At 63.2% G+C, this 19,517-nt stretch carries 12 protein-coding genes; 10 read left to right on the top strand and 2 right to left on the bottom strand.

Going from position 1 to position 19,517, the window contains the following annotated elements:
- The first annotated feature begins 40 nt into the window (after nt 1-40).
- From atpG to ACESNG_RS00045, 9 genes are all read left to right on the top strand, one after another.
- On the top strand, nt 41-910 hold the full coding sequence (atpG, locus tag ACESNG_RS00005) for an ATP synthase F1 subunit gamma (protein WP_373060075.1): 870 nt from the start codon (nt 41-43) through the stop codon (nt 908-910).
- Between the two features lie 25 nt (nt 911-935).
- The gene (atpD, locus tag ACESNG_RS00010; protein WP_373060077.1) at nt 936-2,366 is read left to right on the top strand and encodes a F0F1 ATP synthase subunit beta; all 1,431 of its coding nucleotides are present in this window, start codon (nt 936-938) and stop codon (nt 2,364-2,366) included.
- Nucleotides 2,367-2,370: 4 nt separating this feature from the next.
- Complete coding sequence (gene atpC, locus ACESNG_RS00015; protein WP_373060079.1) at nt 2,371-2,640, top strand: ATP synthase F1 subunit epsilon; 270 nt, start codon at nt 2,371-2,373, stop codon at nt 2,638-2,640.
- A gap of 217 nt (nt 2,641-2,857) precedes the next feature.
- A complete protein-coding gene (locus ACESNG_RS00020; protein ID WP_373060081.1) occupies nt 2,858-3,895 on the top strand; it encodes a LytR/AlgR family response regulator transcription factor in 1,038 nt (345 codons plus the stop codon).
- Between the two features lie 326 nt (nt 3,896-4,221).
- Nucleotides 4,222-7,344, top strand: a complete 3,123-nt coding sequence (locus ACESNG_RS00025) for a TonB-dependent receptor domain-containing protein (protein WP_373060083.1) — start codon at nt 4,222-4,224, stop codon at nt 7,342-7,344.
- 18 nt (nt 7,345-7,362) lie between these two features.
- A complete protein-coding gene (locus ACESNG_RS00030) occupies nt 7,363-11,682 on the top strand; it encodes a hypothetical protein (protein ID WP_373060085.1) in 4,320 nt (1,439 codons plus the stop codon).
- A 10-nt stretch (nt 11,683-11,692) separates the two neighbouring features.
- On the top strand, nt 11,693-12,805 hold the full coding sequence (locus tag ACESNG_RS00035; protein WP_373060087.1) for a PorV/PorQ family protein: 1,113 nt from the start codon (nt 11,693-11,695) through the stop codon (nt 12,803-12,805).
- Nucleotides 12,802-13,503, top strand: a complete 702-nt coding sequence (locus ACESNG_RS00040) for an outer membrane beta-barrel protein (RefSeq protein ID WP_373060089.1) — start codon at nt 12,802-12,804, stop codon at nt 13,501-13,503. Before ACESNG_RS00035 ends, ACESNG_RS00040 begins: the two co-directional genes overlap by 4 nt.
- A gap of 11 nt (nt 13,504-13,514) precedes the next feature.
- Nucleotides 13,515-14,642 carry a hypothetical protein gene (locus tag ACESNG_RS00045; protein ID WP_373067178.1) on the top strand — a complete coding sequence of 376 codons (1,128 nt, stop codon included), beginning with the start codon at nt 13,515-13,517 and terminating at the stop codon, nt 14,640-14,642.
- Nucleotides 14,643-14,715: 73 nt separating this feature from the next.
- On the opposite strand, the gene ACESNG_RS00050 is transcribed toward ACESNG_RS00045, so the two are convergent.
- Nucleotides 14,716-15,939 carry a hypothetical protein gene (locus tag ACESNG_RS00050; protein WP_373067180.1) on the bottom strand — a complete coding sequence of 408 codons (1,224 nt, stop codon included), beginning with the start codon at nt 15,937-15,939 and terminating at the stop codon, nt 14,716-14,718.
- The gene (locus ACESNG_RS00055) at nt 15,936-18,056 is read right to left on the bottom strand and encodes a GWxTD domain-containing protein (protein WP_373063667.1); all 2,121 of its coding nucleotides are present in this window, start codon (nt 18,054-18,056) and stop codon (nt 15,936-15,938) included. Before ACESNG_RS00055 ends, ACESNG_RS00050 begins: the two co-directional genes overlap by 4 nt.
- Before the next feature lie 278 nt (nt 18,057-18,334).
- Here ACESNG_RS00055 and ACESNG_RS00060 point away from each other — a divergent pair, with 278 nt between their 5' ends.
- A complete protein-coding gene (locus ACESNG_RS00060; RefSeq protein ID WP_373067183.1) occupies nt 18,335-19,015 on the top strand; it encodes an autotransporter outer membrane beta-barrel domain-containing protein in 681 nt (226 codons plus the stop codon).
- Nucleotides 19,016-19,517: the final 502 nt, after the last annotated feature.

Below are 19,517 nucleotides of genomic sequence, written 5' to 3' on the forward strand. Positions count from 1 at the left end.
GCTGAAGCGCGGCATCGAGCAGTACGCCAAGAGCCTGTAAATGGCGAAAGGCCGCGAACTCAAGGGGCGCATCAAGTCCGTCGAAAACACGCGCAAGATCACGCGCACGATGGAAATGGTGGCCACTTCAAAGATGAAGCGTGCGGCAGATCGCGTGTCGTCGGCGCGTCCTTACGCGCTGGCGCTCGGTGAGGTGTTGTCGCACGTGTACACGCCGGAGCTGGCGGAGCGTTTCCCGTTGCTCCGTCGTCCGGCGCAGACCAAACGGGTGGCACTCGTGGTGCTGACCGCCAATCGCGGTCTGTGCGGCGGCTTCAACACCAATCTGCTGCGCGAGGCCCGCGCCCGTCTCGCTGAGCTCGAAAAGCAGGGCGTGACGGTCGAACTGCATGTCGTCGGCAAGAAGGGTATCGGCTTTTTCAAGTACCTCGGCCGCACGCTCGCCGAACAGCGCGCCGACATCAGTGATAAGCCGACCGCCGCCGATGCCGCGTCGCTCATCGAATCATTGATGACGCGCTTCGCAACGGGTGACATCGATGCGGTGCATCTCACGTATGCCAAGTACAAGTCGGCGCTCTCCACGCCGCCGGCCACCGAACAGCTGTTGCCCGTGGTCGCGCCCCAAACGGCCGGCGCTGGCGCCGCGCGCGATTTTATTCTCGCGCCGTCGGCCGACGAGCTGCTCGAAGCGCTGTTGCCGCTGTACGTGCGCAACGCGGTGTATCGTGCGCTGGTCGAAACGGCTGCGGGTGAACAGGGCGCGCGTCGGACGGCCATGAAGAGTGCCACCGACAACGCGACCGAGATTCTGCAATTGCTCAAGCGCACGTACAACTCCGCACGGCAGGCGCAGATTACGCAGGAAATCGCCGAAATCGTCGGCGGCGCATCGGCACTGCAGGGCTGATTTCCTTATCTCCACATAGAGTCCCATGGCTACCACTGCCGCGCCGACCATTGTCGGCAAGATCATCCAGGTCATCGGTCCCGTCATCGACGTGGCCTTCGAGAACGGTCACCTGCCCGAGCTGTACAACGCGGTGCGCGTAGAAGGCACGGCGCCCGATGGTCAGGTGCTCTCCGTGACCGCCGAAGTGCAGCAGCACATCGGTCGTAATCAGGTTCGCGCCGTCGCCATGTCGAGCACCGACGGCGTGACACGCGGCATGGACGTGATCGACACGGGTGGCGCGATCACCGTGCCGGTCGGCGCCCCGGCGCTCGGCCGCATTCTGAACGTCCTCGGTGAGCCGGTGGACGAAGGCGCGCCGATCCCGAAGGACGCCCTGCGTTGGCCCATTCACCGCAAGCGCCCCGACTTCGTCGATCTCGAGCCGAAGACGGAAGTGTTCGAGACGGGCATCAAGGTCGTCGACCTCGTCGCCCCGTTCGTGAAGGGTGGCAAGATCGGATTGTTCGGCGGCGCCGGTGTCGGCAAGACCGTCATCATTCAGGAGCTCATCAACAACGTCGCGAAGGGACACGGCGGTAAGTCCGTGTTCTGTGGCGTCGGTGAGCGCACACGCGAAGGCAACGACCTCTATCTCGAATTTCAGGAAGCTGGCATTCTCGATAAGGTGGCGCTGATCTATGGACAGATGAACGAGCCGCCGGGAGCCCGTCTTCGCGTGGCGCTCGCGGGCCTCACCGTGGCCGAGTACTTCCGCGACGTCGAGAACTCCGACGTGCTGGTGTTCGTCGACAACATCTTCCGCTTCACGCAGGCCGGTTCGGAAGTGTCCGCGCTGTTGGGTCGTATGCCGAGCGCCGTGGGATACCAGCCCACGCTGGCCACGGAAATGGGCGAGTTGCAGGAGCGCATCACCTCCACGCGCAACGGCTCGATCACGTCGGTGCAGGCCATCTACGTGCCGGCCGACGACTTGACCGACCCCGCGCCCGCCACGGCGTTCGCGCACCTGGACGCCACGGTCGTGCTGAACCGTAAGATCACTGAGCTCGGCATCTATCCTGCCGTGGACCCGCTCGACTCCACGTCGCGCATTCTCGATGCGCAGTACATCGGCGAGCGTCACTACACGGCCGCCACCACCACCCAGCGTATCCTGCAGCGCTACAAGGAGCTTCAGGACATCATCGCGATCCTTGGCATGGACGAACTGTCCGAAGACGACAAGAAGATCGTGGGTCGTGCACGCCGTCTGCAGCGTTTCATGTCGCAGCCGTTCGCGGTAGCCGAGCAGTTCACGGGCATCCCGGGCAAGTATGTGAAGCTCGAGGAAACGATCTCCTCGTTCGAGCGCATCTGCGCCGGTGAGTTCGACAACCTGCCGGAGCAGGCGTTCTTCATGGCCGGCGGCGTGGACGACGTGGTCGCCAACGCGAAGAAGCTCCAGGGCTGATGGCGTGAGCGACTCACTCAAGGTGTCGGTGATTTCCCCCGAGCGCGTGCTCTTCGAGGGTACGGCGCGGGGTGTTGTCGCGCCGGCGTTCGACGGCGAGATGGGTATTCTGCCGATGCACGCGCCGCTCATGACGCTGCTGGGCAAGGGAACGCTGCGTATCGATACCGAAAACGGCGAAAAGCGCTTCGGCGTCGAGGGCGGCTTCCTGCAGATCATCGACGATCAGGTCCGCGTCGTGACCGAACACGCCACCGCGATCACGGCGGCGTAGCAGGGCGCAGTTGGACGGCGGCCTCTCGGCATGACCGCGCAGGATCTCACACGCGGGGCATGGGTGACACCATGTCCCGCGTTTCGCGTATCGGTCGCAACGTCTGGGCGCCGTGGTCCGTAAGGTCTGTGGCGCCCCCGGTGTGCACTGTCGTCTGGCAGCTCGCGACGCCGTGGGCGTGATCGCAACGTGTCTGCTCGCGCTTTCACCAATCCTCATGGCTCTCCGTGTCGTCGTTCTCGGCCAGGTTCCGGCGTCGTTGCCCGAACAGCTGGCCCACCTACCTGCCTCGCTCGACGTGTCGGTTCTCGGGTATCACGCCGATTCCGCATCGGCGCGTGCTGCGCTCTCTCCGGTGCCCGATATCGCGCTGGTGAGCGCGGCGCTGGCCGACATGTCCGGCTTTGCGTTCGTGCAATCGCTTGCGCCGTCCGAGCGCCCTACTGCCATCGTATTCGCGTCGGCGCGTGAAGAGGATGCCGTGCAGGCGTTCGAGCTGCAGGCCACCGATTTCGTGCCGGTGCCGGTCGCGCTCGAGCGGCTGGGTGATGCACTCACGCGGGCGCGTCAGCAGGTGCTGCAGGTGGCGTTGCTACGCACGGCCGACGAATTACAGCGTCTGATCGGCGAAGCGAATGCGTCGGGACATACCGAGCTCAGTGCGCTGTTCACCCGTGCTTCCGGCAACGGACCAGGCAACGGTCTCGGCGCTGCCGACGGGCACGCCGCCACGGTGGAGCAGGAAGTAGGCGGTGATGCCCGTCGACGCAGGCGCGCGAGCGGCCAATCCAGCGGGACGTTGATTCCGTCCACGCCGTGGCGAGCCGTTCGCAACACCGACCCGTCGCGTGCACGCTTGACGCGTGAAGGTGCCGACGAGCCGGTATTGGACCTCACCCAGGACGACGGCGCTCATGCGCAGTCGGGCAGTGAAGATGCCCGTCCGTTGCGCGTGTTGGTGCGCGAAGGGCGTCGGACGCGCTTCGTGCCGCTGTCGGATGTCGACTGGTTCGAGGCGGACGGCAATTACATCCTGGTGCATGCGGCCGGCGAGAAGTACCGCACTCGTGGTACGATCACGGCGATCGAATCGGCGCTCGATCCACGGCAGTTCGTACGCATTCACCGTCGCGTCGTGGTCAACATGGACCGCGTGCGGGAGATGTCTCCGCTGCCCGGCGGCGACGGGCTATTGATGCTTGGCGACGGCTCGACACTGCGGCTGTCGCGAACCTACCGTTCCCGCGTGCGCTGATCGGCGCCGTTCGTCCCAGCCATTAGGGAACTGTCCCAACCAAATGCATTGACAGCTCGGCGCTGACGGCTAGGTTGCCGTCAGCGCTATGTCACAGACCTCTCCTCACTACTGAGCAGAGGTCTGTGCTGTTGCCGCTACGTGGTACCCTCCCCACATGTTTCCCCGCCGCCGCGCTCCTGCGCCGGCGCTTTCCAGTGTCCTGTCCATACCCTTGGCGCACCGAAAGGTTGCCTTGGCGTGGCCGACATGGCGTTGCAGGCGTAACTGGCTCGGTCTCACCGGCCGGAACGTTGTCCCGCAGTACTAGCCTCCCGGAGGAGCAGATGATGGCTTTCGGACGTCGTATGTGGTTTGTAGCGACGGTCCTGGGCGTGGCACTTGCCGCGCCGATCACCGCCGCCCAGGCACAGACCGGCAAGTTGACCGGTGTCGTGACCGACGCGGAATCAGGCAAGCCCATCGAGGGCGTTTCGGTGATCATCCAGGGCACAACGCTCGGGGCGAACACGAACGCGGCTGGACGCTACTTCATCATCTCCGTCCCACCCGGTAACTATACGGTTCAGGCGCGCCGACTAGGCTTCCAGAGCATCAACACCACTGATGTGCGGATCACCATCGATGTGACCCGAGAGCAGAATTTCAAGATCAGATCTACGAACCAGACCCTCGCTGCCATTACCGTTCAGGCGGAAAAAACCCCGCTCATCGAACGTGGACAGGTGGGTTCTGGCAGCACGATTACCGAAGAGCAGATTCAGTCTCTCCCGGTCACGTCCATCGCCGGTGTGTTGGCACTCCAGCAGGGCTTCCAGGAAGTCCCGCAGAACACGAGCCTCATCTCGGTCGCGGAAGAGCAGCGCAACACGTCTCAGCCCATCCGCGTGCGCGGCAGCCGCGGCGGTTCCACGCTCTCGATGATCGACGGTGTGCCGATCAACAATTCGATCTTCGGTTCGAACGCGATCGACATCAACTCGTTCGCGGTCAGCGGCGTGGACTTCCGCCGTGGCAACATGGACCCGCAGTACGGCAATGCCCTCTCGGGTATCGTGAACAGCGCTATTCGCGAAGGTGGTTCGCAGGTGGCCGGCTCGATCAACTTCCAGAACGGTACCTTCCCGGGCGAGCTATTCAACTCCACCCAGGACAAGTTGGGCGGCAGCAACCTGCTGCGCGGCTATCTCGCTGGCCCGGTCCCGGGTACCAACTCCAAGCTCCGCTATTCCGTGTCGGGTCAGGTGGAAAGCGGCGCGGCGCGCGTTCTCGAGTTCGACCAGGACATCTTCTCGGTCAACCAGAACGTCGAGCGCTCCGAGGTGCTCCCTGCCTACTCGCGCGACCTGATCAAGGGTTGGCAGGCCTTCGGCGGCCGCCAGAATGCGCAGTTCGTGGGTAAGCTCACCTTCCTGCCGTTCGACAATACCAAGATCAATTTCACGGCCATCGGGGCGGAGCGAGCCAATCGTCCCTACGATCGCCGCTTCATGTTCTCGTACCAGCCTGACCCGCTGTCGCTGGTCACGAATCGCGCCGATTCATTGTTCGTGATCAACGACCAAGGTCTCGTGCTGCAGCGCGATCTCACGCCGACGGCCATTCGCGACAAGAGCAACATGTATATCTTGTCGCTCGTGCAGAACTGGGGGCGCAGCGCGCTCACGCTGCGTGCCGCCCAGATGGAATTCGAACGCGTGACCTGCCCGATCTATCGCGGTGTCTGTCTGCCGTCGCCGTTTTGTCAGGCCAACTTCGCGCAGGGTTTCATCAACCCCTCACCGACGCTCTGTAATACGGTCCCCGACCAAGGCGCGACCGGTCAGCTGTTCGGTGGTGAGAAGTTCACCGATCGCACGTTCCGCGCCGACTTGAAGTCGCAGATCACCGACCACAACGAATTGCAGATCGGCGCGCAGCTGGTCACGCACGATTTGGTCTACAGCGATCGCGCGGCCGGCCCCGGACAGTCGGGCATCACGCCGCTCACCTATCAAGTGTACCGCGCCAAGCCGTACGATGCTGCTGCCTACGTGCAGTCGGTCATCGAGTACGACTTCCTCACGATTCGCCTGGGCGGCCGGTTCGACTACGGTGTGGCCCGCGGTCGCAGCTTTTCCAATCCGCTCGATCCGGCCAACGGCACCACGGCCCGTGAGGTCTGCAATGGCACCGCAGTAGACGGAAAGCGTCTGGTGAACGCGCAGGGACAGCCTTACGGCACCACCGGCTGTTTCGCGTCGGCTGAGAACCCCGCCACCAAGCGTCCGATTCTGCTCGACTCTGCCGCGTCGATCGCCCAGGGTGACGACTTCTCCGCGGCGCGCGCGCGCACGGCCTTCAGCCCGCGCATCGGCGTCAACTTTCCGCTCACCGAGCGGTCGCAATTGTTCTTCAACGCTGGCCGGTACACCAAGGTCCCCAACTACGCCGATGTGTATCGCAACACCGGCACAGGTACCGTGGCTGGCCTCACGGGTGCGGGCGACCGGTACTGTGGCGCCGCGCAGGTGAAGCCCGAGACCACGGAGTGCGCACCCGACATCCGCCCAACCAACCCGACGTACGTGGGTAACGTGAACCTGCTGCTCGAGGAAGCCAAGTCGTACGAAGTGGGCTACTCGACCACGCTCGGTGAGCAGAACGACTACGGCCTCCAGGTGGCGGTGTACAATCGGTCGGAAACCGGCCTCACCGGTATCCGCGCCAGCCGCGCCACCAATGACATCGGTTCCACCTACGATGGCTCGGCGCCGCAGTACCGCGTGGTGGTGAACGGAGACTTCCTGACGGCCCGCGGCATGGAACTTTCGCTCGACCGCCGCTTGTCAAAGCGATATCAGTACAGCGTGAACTACGGCATCGCGCGTTCCACGTCGAACTCGCAGGCCCCGGACCGGGCCGATGAAATTGCCCGCACCGAAGCCAACCGCGTGCAGCTCATCGAAACGCTGACCGACGGCAACATCACGCACACGGCCAACCTGTCCGTGACGTATCGCGTGCAGAACGACCTGCCGTCGATGCCGCTCAACGCCGGACGTCTGCTGCGCAACACCACGGTCAGCTACACCTACCAGATCCGCAGCGGCAATCCGTACACGCCTGTTCGTGCCACGTCGCTGGCGAACATCGGCGTCACGAACAACGCCTCCGATATCAATTCGGGCACGGCGCCGAGCGTGCAGGATATGGGTTTGCAGCTCGACAAGCGGTTTGCCATCCGCAACGTGAACTACTCCGCATTCTTCCGCGTGAGCAACCTGCTCGATCGCAAGAATTGCGCGCAGGTGTTCGTGAATACCGGTAAGTGCGACGCCGGTCTGCGTGACTTCCAAAACCGCCGCGTCGGTAACACTGGCGACGTGAGCACGTCGACCGGGTTCGATCAGCCTGAATTTATCGGTGCCCGCCGTAGCCTGTTCGCCGGCATCACCGTCAGCTTCTAAGTCTCCTTCCCGAGCACGATGACTTTCATCATGGATTCCATCAGCATTTGCCTGACCACGTTCCAGCGCCGCCTTCGGGCGGCCGCTGCGACGTTCGTGGTCGCGGCCGGCGCCATCGGTATGCCAGCCACCATGCTAGCACAGGGGGGGCTCACGCCGCCCATCACCAGCATCGACAGCATGCTCGCTGATGGCAGCTTCGTCACGAAGCAGCTGTCTGGCGCCACCAGAGGCTTCAGCCTCTTCGCTGCCGAAGATCTCGCTTGTGGTACCTACCGAGGTACCGGCGACATGACCGGCGGTACGCAGAATGAAGGCGGCCCGGTCTCAAACCAAGCCGGCGGCAGCCAAGATTGTGTGGCCAGCCAGCGTGGCTTCTACTTCTCCATGCCCATCGTCGGCGGCGCCGGACCGAATGAGTGGCGCAAGATCCGCGCGGTCTTTCCGAATGCCCGGACCATGCTCGGTTCACCGGGTTACACGGGCTTCTTTACCTATGCGTTTGGCCCGCAGAAGAAGTCGATCGGTCCGGCCGACGGCCAGTTTGGCAAAACGTTTTCAGGCGTAACATCGGCGAACGACGGCTCGTGCCGTAGCAACCCCAACACGTTCCGCTTCCTTGGCAATTCCTTGCTGGCCACGAAAGATTGTCCCGAGACGTGGGGCTCCCAAGGCTTCAAGGGCAAGCCGGTCATTCCCGATGCCACGTGGCTCGATCGCTTCAAGGCGAATGCCACCGGCTTTGCGTGGGATGAGTGGAAGCTTCCGGCCACCACGTACGAGCAGGGCAACGCGCTGGGTACGCAGCAGCTGTACGGCTACATGTCCGACTACTACCGCGAGCAGAAGCTTCGGTTCGGGTCGGTCGTTCCTGGAGGTGCCGGTACGCCGAGTGAGCAGGGGTACCCGCTCGGCATCGAATTCAAATTTGAGGCGTTCCAGTTCGGCAACCCCGCCGTGCGCAATACCATCTGGTACCAGCTCACGATGGTGAACAAGAGTGCCGACGTGTACGGTACGGGCGTCGATTACGACTCGTTGTACTACGGCCTTGGCCCCGGCATGGCGTCGAACCAAAACGGCAACGCCATGTACTTCCAGCCCCAAGAGGGTTCGGTCTACATCGTTCGCTCGGGCGCGTCGGGTAACTGCAACGCGACCTCGTACCCGAAGCGGTATGCCGGGCAGACGGCCGGATGCAACAGCAACGCCGCCGGTTTCGGCGGTGGTGCCATGGTGATCACGTTCCTCAAGTCGCCGTTGGGCGACTTGCGCAACAAGTTGTTCTCGCAGCAAGCCAGCCCGTACTACGCGCCCAATCACCCCAACGCGGGTGATACGATCACCTATAACCATGCGTCGTGGGGCGCGTTCGGCAACAATAACCTGCAGTTCAGCCAGCGTGGCGCGTATGGCATGGTCTCGGGCATTGAGTCCGCTTACCTCGATGAACGCACACCGGCACAGTTGGGCGCCGCGGACTACCTCATCAAGTTCATGCCGGAAGAGTGGAGCGGCGTCGTTCCCGATGCGTCCCAAGCGCGTTTCAACAAGTTCGTGCCGGGCAGCACCACCAACCCGCTCACTGGCCAGTCCTTCGGTAAGTGGGACTACAACAGGGACGGCGTTCAGGACACCATCTCGGTGCCCGGTTGTGGCAGCCGCGGGTGTCACGTGCTGTGGAGCGATACCATCCCGGGTGGTTATCGCAATGCCGGCTGGGGTAACATCCTGAACTCGGTCACGGCAGGACCGTTCAAGCTGAAAGCGAACGACACCACGCAGTTCCTGTTCGCCTTTACGTGGGCGCCCGACTCGCTGCAAGCGCGCACCCGCGTCGATGCGATGCTCAACAGCTACTTCACGAATTACGCCGGCCCGACGCCGATTGCGTTACCGGCCATCACCGCCGGCGTGACGTACACCATCGCGTCGGCCGAGTTCGTCGATTCTTCGCGCGCTGGCGTTGCCGATGCGTCGGTGGGTTCGCAGATCACGATCCGCTACCCACAGATCTCCCCCGTCGACCTGTTTCTGCTTCGGCAGATCGCCAAGATCCGGCAAGATTCGATCGACAACGTGGTGAGTGTGCGCCGCGTGTTGCGCCTCAACCCAGGACTGTTGGATCGCATGACGGCGCGAGCCAACGACAATCTGGCGGGCGTTTACATTTTCAAGTCCTGTAACCAGGGTAGCACGTGGACGACGACGAGCGGGAACGTCGGTGCGTGCGTTGATGCGCCCACGCGCAACATCGACAACGGTGTGCCGGCGTTCCAGTGGCGTCCGTGGGCGACGACCACGTACACCAACGGTGTGCCCGCCGCCGCCAGTGTGTCGGAGTTTGTGATGGGAGGTCGTACCTACGTGTACTCGCTGGTCACCCGCACGCGCGGCTTCGCCGACTTCGCCCTCGTGGACAGCACGGGCGCGGGATATGTGGCCACCGATGTGCAGAACGCGCTGAACGTTACCAAGGACACGATCAGTGCGGCCTTGGCGGGAAGCGGACCGACCACCATTACGGCGTACGCGCCTATCACGAACGCGGCGGGCCGTTCCTTCGCCCGAGTCGACACGGCCACAGTCCTCGGCAAGGCCACGCAGGACGTGATCCTCGGCAACGTGTCCAACTCCGCTACGGGCCGCACCCGGCTGGTCTACGCCAATCAGTTCATTGTACGCAAGACCATCGACACGCTGACCAGTGCCGCGTCCACCACGATATCGGCCCGGTATATCGTGCCAAGCGCCACCACCTCACCGACCGGTACACGGGTCGTGAATTTCGTGGCCCGCGAGCAGCAGTTCACGGCCACCGCCAATATTCCGGTGCGTGTTGGCTTGGCTTTGTTGGCCGGGACGGCCCGCGGAGTGACGGGATCGTCGCGCTTGTTCCTCGATACGGTCACGGCGCCCGCGAACAACATGGGCTACGTGTGGGTCACGCAGGACGGTAAACCCATCTACGCGACCAACGACCAATATGCGGCCAACTTCGAACGCGATCAGCTTTCGTCGCCGTTCTACCCTGGCTATACGCTCCGCTCGCGCGACAGCTCGAATGCAGCCACTGGCCTTCGCCAAGAGCTGCTCGCGTCGGGAACGGTGCGCGATCGCGATTATTTGATCCGTGCACCCGGTGACACGATCCAGCCAGGGGCGAGGCAGTTCGCCATCACCACGCGGCCCATCATTGCGATCACCGGCAACACGTTGCCGAAGCGTGTTCGGGGTGGTGCGTATACGCTGGCGTGGCAGACCGATCCGTGGGGACCCAAGGCGCCGTTCCGTCTCGATCCGCCGCAAGCGCTTCAGTCATCCGTTGACAGCTCGCTGAACGAAGCGGCCCGACTGGCCACGAACCTTACGATCACCGACGCGAAGTACAACGCCATGATCGGAGCGAGCCCGACTCGTCCGCTCGTCCGTGTGCGCGTGCCGTTTACGATGAAGTACACCGACCCCGAAGATGGTCGGGTGGAAGACGTGAAATTTGCCATGCTGGCTCGACCGACCACGCAGGCTCGGACGCGTCTCATGGGCTCTGGCAATGACACCATCCGGGTGAATGTGCCTGATACTCTCTGGCTCCCCGGCGACACGCTGTACGTGATGCAGCGCGTGCCCACCGACAGTGCGGTGACGATTGGCGGCTTCCGTACGCTCGTGCTGGCGACCGACGCCGAGGGCGGCGCGAATGCCTTCCGACCGATCCGTGTGCTGGCCGACTCCATTGGACTCAGCAAGTTCATGCTGGCGTGTGTGTCCAACGCGACGTCAAGCGGCACGCGGACGAACACGTTCGACCAGCAGACGTGTAACCCGCTGGTCATCAACACGCGTGGCGCCACACCGACCGGCGGCTACCTGCCGGTGGCGGCGAATTGGACGCAGTTCTTCGAACTCACCAAGACGTTCGATCCGCGCTCGGTCTTCAGCCTTGTCGCCACGCCGTTTTCATCGTCCAACGAGATCACGAAAGTGACGCTCGCCAAGATCAGCGTCGTGCCCAACCCGTACATCGTCCGCTCGGATCTTGACAACGTCGATCCGGCGAATCGCACCTCGGTCGGCAACATCGTGTTCACCGGCCTGCCCGACGAAGGCACGGTGCGCATCTACTCGTTGTCCGGTCAGTATCTGCAGGAACTCAAGTGGACGGCCAGCGATCTGCTGCGCGCCGGGAACAACTCCACCTCTGGCGACCTCCCGTACAACCTCCGAACGCGCGAGGGTGTCGACCTCGGTTCGGGGCTCTATGTATTCGTTGTGACTGCCACTGGTGAGCGCGGGAAGAACCAGGTGCATCGCGGTAAGTTCGTGATCATCCGTTAACGGAGTCGAGATGAAGATCATACGGAACATCGGCGTCCTCGGAGCCGTCACGACCCTGCTGGCAGCGCCGCTTCGCGCGCAGGGTCCAGGTGGTCTCCTGCCGACACCTGAAACCAAGGCCACGCGTCAGGGCACGCGTGGCGCCAACTTCTTGCACATCGGTATTGGCGCCCGCGGGGGCGCCATGGCTGGTGCCATCGGTGGCACGGTTACCGGTCCCACGGCGTGGTACTGGAATCCAGCGGGCGCCGCCACCAGCGAAGTCATTTCCTTCGCGGGTGGGTACCAGAGCCTCTATGGCGACCTGGGGATCACACAGTCCTATGGGGCCGTTTCGCTCCCGCTGCTTGGCGGCGTGGTGGGCTTCACCCTCAACTCGCTGTCGTCTGGTGAAATCAGGCGGACGACGGAGCAGAATCCGTTTGGCGAGCGCCTCGGTGGGTCGACCTTTGCGTGGACCTCCACCGCCGCCAGCCTGGGATACGCCAAGCGCCTGACCGACCGTTTGAACATCGGCACGCAGCTCAAGTACATCACCGAAGGCATCACCGATGCGAGCACCGCGTGGGTCGCCGCCGATGTCGGCACGCAGTTCAACACGGGCCTGTACGGCGTCACCATCGGCGGCGCCATCCGCAATGTGGGCAAATCCGCTCGTGCCAGCGGTGCATTGCTCCAGCGCGTCATTCAAACCACGGACGGCTCGGTGTTGGAGGAAGGTCGTCGCGTAGAACTATCCACGCGACCCACCGAACTCCCGGTCACGTTCCAGTTCTCGGTGGGTTCGCAGATCCTGGGAGGCGCCGGCGCCATTTTTGGCAAAGGCACGGGGAACAACGCGCTCAACGCGGAGATCACCGTCACCGACGGTACCGATATCGCCACGCAGTACGCAGCGGGTATTGAGTACGCGTACAAGAACACGCTCTTTGTTCGCGGCGGGAAGCGCATGTACAACGATGGTCGTGACCTCGGTGTCGATAACGCCGCAGCACTGGGACTTTCTGGTGGCTTCGGTCTGCGTATGCCGCTACTCGGACGCAACTTCCGCTTCGACTACTCGTATCAGGGTGCCGGTGCGCTGCAGAACGTTCAGATCTTCTCCTTCGAGGTGGGCCGATGAGAAAGGTGATGCTCGCGGCCGCCTTTGTGGCGTTGGCAGCAACGACCGCGCAAGCGCAGGTGCAGGCGAAGCGATTCAGTGTGACCACCCGGGTTGGTACGGTCACACCCGAGCGCTCGTCCAGTCTTGATATGGCTGGTCTCGTGGGTCTCGACACCGAGTACTCGCTGAACAAGTATTTCGGAACAGGCGTTTCGGTCGACGTGACCCGCGGCAATACCCACCGCGAAGATTTCGTGGCGCGTCTTCGCTACGGAAACGCCAACGCCGGTGGCGGTGACACGGTGTACTACCAGTACGTCGGCCAGCCGGTGAACACCATTCACATCGGGGCGATGGGCGTGGCGCGCTATCCCACCAAGCGTATCACCCCGTTTGTGATGGGTGGATTCGGCACCTACACCATGTTGCTCGACACCCAGATCAACGGGAAGGCGGCCATCAAGAACTCGGCCTCCTACACCGTGGGAGGTGGCGTGTGGATCAAGTTCACCGAGCGCAGCGGCATTCAAATCGATGCACGCCAGCTCACGATGCGAAACTTCGATCGCGGGTTCCTCGACCCAACGGCCGGACGCAACCCCAACAGGGTGTTCCCGGAAGATTTCCCGGCGGTGCCGGCGTCGAAGAGCACGGCGGGTAACCTCATGCTCTCGCTCGGCTTCCGGTACATCCCTGGCAGTGCTGGGGGCAACTAAACATGAAACCCATGCATCTCGCAGCTCTGACGTCCGTTGCCATCACGGTGGCTTTCGCCGCCGCGTGCACTGAGGAACGCGCCATCACCACGGAGCCTGTCGGAAGCCTTGGTTTTGGCCAGAATCTGGTAAAGGCACAGTCCAACCTCCCCAGGGGGCGGGTAATCCTCCCGACCACTCCCATCGCGTCTGCCACGCCGGCGACGGATTCGATCATCGTGGAGCTGGGCGGACTCGATTCCCTCTCCGGTGGCAACTACGTGGTCTGGGTCGGCAACGACTCCGCTACGAAGTTTGTACGTGCGTCGGGGACCCTCACCGTGCTGCGCACCGACACGACGCTCAACGCGCAGGGAGACGCGGTGTTCTCTACGTCGTCCACCGTGGTGGGCACCGTGAACCAGTTTTCCACCGGCGGCTCCAACCGGCTCATGCGCTTTGCCACCACCCGTGCGGCAATCGGAATGCCCAATGCCGACTCGGCCAACCTCGTACTGGTGTCGGTGGAATCGGGTACCCCGGGTGCAGCGCCCTCCGTGCGTCGTCCACTCTGGGTTCGTCGCAGTCAAAGCGCCGTTGTAAGTGGTCGCCTCACGGGGGGAGTTCGATTCGGGAATTTCAACCCGAGACTGAGCAGTGAATATGTATTCGCCACGTCCACTGCAGCCAACGCGGTGTTCGGTCCGGCGGCATTCTCGGCCATCACGGTCATCATCCCGCGTGGTCGCATCGAAGTGCGTGGTGCGATCTACACGGTGAACGATTCGAATTACTATCGTCCACCGGTGGGTTATTTCTACGAAGCCTGGACGATTCGCACCGACACGCTCGGCCGGTTTATTGACACGGTCAGCCTTGGTCGCAAAGCCACGCCGTTCCCTGGCCGTTTGAGTTTCTACGATGCGGACACACAGATTACGGATCCGCAGTTCATGTTCGGCACGCCTACGCCCGTCATCTTCGCATCACAGCATCGGGTCTCTGCCGATACGATTGCCGGAACGGTTATCAAGGGCACACCATGGCGTGAGTTCGCCTTCACATATGTTACGCTGCAGAACAAGCTGTCCCCGACCGGTCGAATGGGTGCAAATGCGGTGATGGTGGTCGGTAACCCGTCATCCGTTTCGTTCCGCTAAACGCGACGTAGTCGTTGGGTATAACACGCAATACGGGCGCAGAGAAAGTCCTTCCTCTGCGCCCGTATCGCGTTTACGGAATGAGTCGCACCAGCAGACCCCCGTTGCGATCACCAACCCACAAAACGCCATTGTGTGCGACAATCGCGGTGGCATAGGCGACCTGACGCGTTGCGCCGAGGATGGTGGGAGCGGGCGAGAGTTTGATGCGGGTCACGCCATCCACTCCGCCGGCGACAAAAAGGTTGTCGCCAAGAAATGTCAGGTCGAACGCAAAGCGCGGCTCACCCCTAAGCCGCCATGGTGCCTGCTGAATCCCACCCGCCGGACGTGGCGCAAGACTTTCGCGAGGCCAGATCGCTACCCCCTCCGTCCCCATGGCAGCGGCAATCCACTCGCTGCCACTCGCCAGACTGAGCACCGGTGCTCCCGTTACTGCGCGCATCGCAAGCACCGGCGCCGCCTCGCTGCCCGCCGTCGGCATGAGCACCTCGTACAGCGCGCTATCCGTTGATACCCACCACCGCTGCGCCGTCGCGTCGAAATGGGCGGCGGACACGCTCGACGGCGCCATCACGGTGTCGACCCGAGGCTTCCCCTCGTACTGCCGTCGGATCTGCAGCCGTGCACCGTCGGCGGCCAGTACGATCGTATCGTTCGCTGCCAGCGCATCTACTGACCCCGGCAAAAGCCGGGTGAGGCGACCGGACGCAATCGGTGTTTGCCAGAGCGCGGTGCCAGTGCCAATCAGTAACGTCGAGTCACGTGCATTTACCGCCACCTGCCGGATGCGGCTCAGACCACTCGCTCTTCGCTGCAGTGCAATCGGACGTGGTGCAACGCGAACCACCTGCACGCCGCTGTCAGTGGCCGCGAAGACCAGCGAATCCATCGCGGCGAGCGTGAACGCCTCCGACGGTAACTGCACCTTTATCACACTAAACGTCAGCGCATCACCCGCCCTCGGCGCAAGCGCGCGACGCTGAGCGGCTAACTCACGTGACAAGAATAGTCCCGTGAGCGCACCACTGAGACTGAGGTAGGGCAGGGCACAGTCCCACGCACCGCAGCTGCTGGCTCGCGCGCCGCGCTCGCTGAGATGATAGTAGCCAAAAGACAGCGCAGCACCCACGGACGCGCCCACGGCCATCCAGCGGAATCGATGATCGTTCTCGGTGGGGCCCATGACTTCGTTCACCGCCGTCGGCGCCCGCTCCTGCGCGCCGACGGTCGTGAGTGCGAACGGCAGCGAACCGAGCAGCGCCGTCGCAAGACCCGCCTTGACACACCGCTTCATTGGCGGGCCAGACGAAAGAGACGTTCTGTTCGGGCACTGTAACCCGATACCAAATCGGTGACGACCACATCCAGACGATACGAGCCCGCGGGAGCGGTGCCGAGTCCAATGGTATTCACCAACGGCAACCGATCGTCGGTTCCTGCCTGAGTACGAGCCGGTACTTCTCGCGTGAACCCTACGGCGAGCTGTTCGTTTCCTTCTTTGGTAAGCCCGATCAGATCCGCTACCTCGCCCAGCACACGTCCCGCCGTTTGTTGGTTCCGGCGATCGATTTCGAGCAAGGTCACGCGGAACTGCACCTTCACCTTCAAACGACCATCAGTCGACGGACGAAGACCGTACGTTTCCCAGTACACCGAAAAGGCTTCCCGTTGGCCTATGGAGAGGTCGCCCTTCGGCACCAGCCCCGCGCGCTGCCAGCCGTCACGCGGATCCTCTTGGCTCGTGGCGCGTTCCGTGATCATGGCATCGCTCACGGCCAGCGTGTCGCGGCGCGCCCGCGGAATGTCCAGGTCGAGGTGCGCACGGGCGTTCGCACCTGCCACGTTGTCGTCGGTGGCTTCCACGCGCACCCGCACTGGGCCGACTCCTACCGTTTGGGTCCAGCTGTTGGTCAACAGCGGCGGGGCCGGCAGGGCCACCGTGAGGGTATCACGACGCCGTTGTCGAACGGCCAGCGGACGGCCCAGATACAGGGTGGTCTGCAACGATCCCTCGGCCAGGTCGACGTTCCCGTACAAGCGGCGGACATCCACCGCATGGGCCACGACCAACTGCGTGGTCGTATCGGTATTCCCGCGAAAGCGCGAGAGCTGGACGGCAATGCTGTCGATCGCGCGCAGCGAGGCCACATTGTCCAGCAGGAACGGTGCGTCTTGCCGACTTTCTTCGGCCAACCCTCGCATGGGACCGGCAAACGTGGAGTAATTCATGGCCGGCGGACCGGTGAACACAAACTGTCGATCGTTGCGAGGGTAGTACCAGACGGTCGTAATCCGACCAACCGTCTCGGCGGCGTCGGCGGCACTGGTGGGCGCAAACGTCGCTACGACCGGCGGCTCACCGTACCGCACCAGAATGAGGCCACGGTCGGTACGCCAGCCTACTTGCTCGAGGTCGTTGCTCGAGAATCGTAACTCAGCGGCCGCAATGCGGGAGAGATACTCCAACCGTGCTTCGTTGGCCGGCGTATTCAAGAGCGGATCGGCCGCCTCCCAGTACGCGGAGTCCGTCAAACGACGGTCTGGCGCCGACAAGGACTCATAGGCCTCCGCGTCTCGTCGTCGCAAAATGCGGCCCAGATTGGTCATGGCATCACGCTCGTCGGATGGCATCTTGTCCAACGCCGAATCAAACAGCACGGTGGCCGACGCCCAATCCTCAACCCGATATGCCGCCAGCCCGGCCGCCAGCCGTAATGCACTCCCACCGCGCTCGGCGTCCAGCAACGGGCGTGCCACCTGCCGCATCTCCTCAAAGCGTCGCTGGTCGTACAACAACCCCAGCAGCCCGAGTGCACTGGGCTCATGGGTCGGCACTGCGTGCAAACCACGCCGGTACATCTCCTCGGCTTCCGTCCGATCCGTTGCCCCCACGTTCGCAATAGGGCGCGCGTTCGATTCCAGAAACTCCCGGGTGTACCCGCGGCGCAGCATGGCCTCGTCCGCATCGAAGATCAGGCCGGCGTTCGTCACCAGATAGCGGTCTTTTGCCGTGAGGTAGCGTCGCTCCTTGATCTGACCGATTTCCCACGAAATCTCAGCGATGAGTGCCTGATCCTTCTCGTCGTCGGCGACCCGCAGTGCCTTTCGCATGATGCGTTCCGCTTCGAGGCGCAGCAGGGGCGTGAGCAATCGGATCCGGCCGATTTCGAGTAGGTAGCGCGCGTTGCCGGGATCGATCTCCGCGGCACGATCGAGGAGGCGCCACGCGACAAAATTACGCGGTGCATCACCCAATCGTATTGCCGTGGTGCGCGCGAGTAGGACGCCCCGCTGGTACAGCACTTCTGGATTGCGTGGCGCCCGATCCTGCGCACGAGCCAGTATCGTGAGTGCGGCGGCGGTATCGCCATCCTGCACCAGTGTGCGCGCGGCCGCGAGGAGTGAATCCACTTGCGGTGTGCTCGCGTAAGCACGTCTGCGAGATGCCGGTGGCTGAGCGGTGTCTGCCGGAGAGCCGCGCTGCGCTGAGAGAGGGTGCACGCCCGAGAAAAACCAGCCCAGGGCCAGGCACACCATCTTCGGCGTACGGGGTGAGATCACAGTGGAACGGATCCCAAGCGTAGGCGGGGAGGTAGTAGCGACCACGACTCAAGGATAATCTCATAGCGGCGCCAGGTGGAACACCAGAAGTGGCGTGATTTTCTCTCTATCCCAAGGAGCTGTTGAGCATGGTGCATTTTTCGTGGCGAGTCGCGCGTGTAGCTGGAACCGCCGCCTTCGCGTTGTCTACCGCCTTCACCGTGACCGAACGCGCTGACGCGCAGGCGTCCAACTATCCCTCCATGCAGGTGCCGACGGCCTCGACGCGGGACTACACCGCGGCAGTCGCGAGCGGTTCGGGCACGACCGCGTTGTTCCAGTGGCGTGAAGGGTGGGCCCCGCGTAAGCATTGGCAGCTCGACGCCGGTCTGATCGACCGGAAGGGCAGCGACAACCTGTCGCTGTTCGTGGGCGGCGGCATCGGACTGGAGATTGCGCGCGCCAAGGGTGATCAGCCGCTCGACTTGCTCTTTACGGCGGGCGGCGGCGCGGCATTCGGGGGAGGGTTCACCCTCGTGCGCATCCCGGTGGGCGTCAGCATCGGTCATACGTTCGATCTCGAGCAGGGCATGGCCATCACCCCGTATGTGCATCCGCGGGCGTCGCTCGATCTGGCCAGCAGTGGCGGTCGCGATGGCCGCAGCCAGTCGGAAGTCAGCCTCAACTTCGATCTCGGCGTCAACTTTCAGGTGAACTCGCAGTTCGCGGTGCGCGCGGCGGCGGCCTTTACCGGGTCGGAGCTGGCGGGAGCGCAGGACACGTTCGCCATCGGCTTCAATTGGACGCCGGCCCCGTTGGCACGCCGCTGAAGCGGTCGTCGCAGAGCATGCAGAGTTTGCCCGATCGAGAGTATCCGGTCGGGCGCACTCGTTTATTGCGTTGCGCAGCTGATCCCATGCCTCGCGCTAAGAACCGTGATATGGCATTGCAGAGTTGTGACGCCAACGATACCATTGCGGTTCTATCTCCGGGGACCAGCTGAGCTAGCGCGGGATCAGTCCAGTTCTTCACCGGTTCGTCCCTTGCGAGCTTCGCAAAACCAACACCTCGACATGTGTCCCGACATACGAATTGGCTGCGCGCTTGCCTGCGCTGCGGTCGTTCGGTCCACGGGTTTTCGGTTGGAGTTCCCCGGCGCGCAAGTGACCGGTGCAGTACCTCGACCAGCTGGTCTCTGCGGAGGCCGCCGGTCGAGTTTGTCGGCCGCCGGGATCTCCACTCCCGCCGGTGAGTTCCTCTCCCCCGTTTCCGGCTTCAGATGCGCCGAGGGCTGAGCATGTCGAGATTTATCAGGTGGCTGTCGCACGTCCC

Origin of the sequence: Gemmatimonas sp. (assembly GCF_041689975.1) — a bacterium.
GTDB lineage: Bacteria > Gemmatimonadota > Gemmatimonadetes > Gemmatimonadales > Gemmatimonadaceae > Gemmatimonas.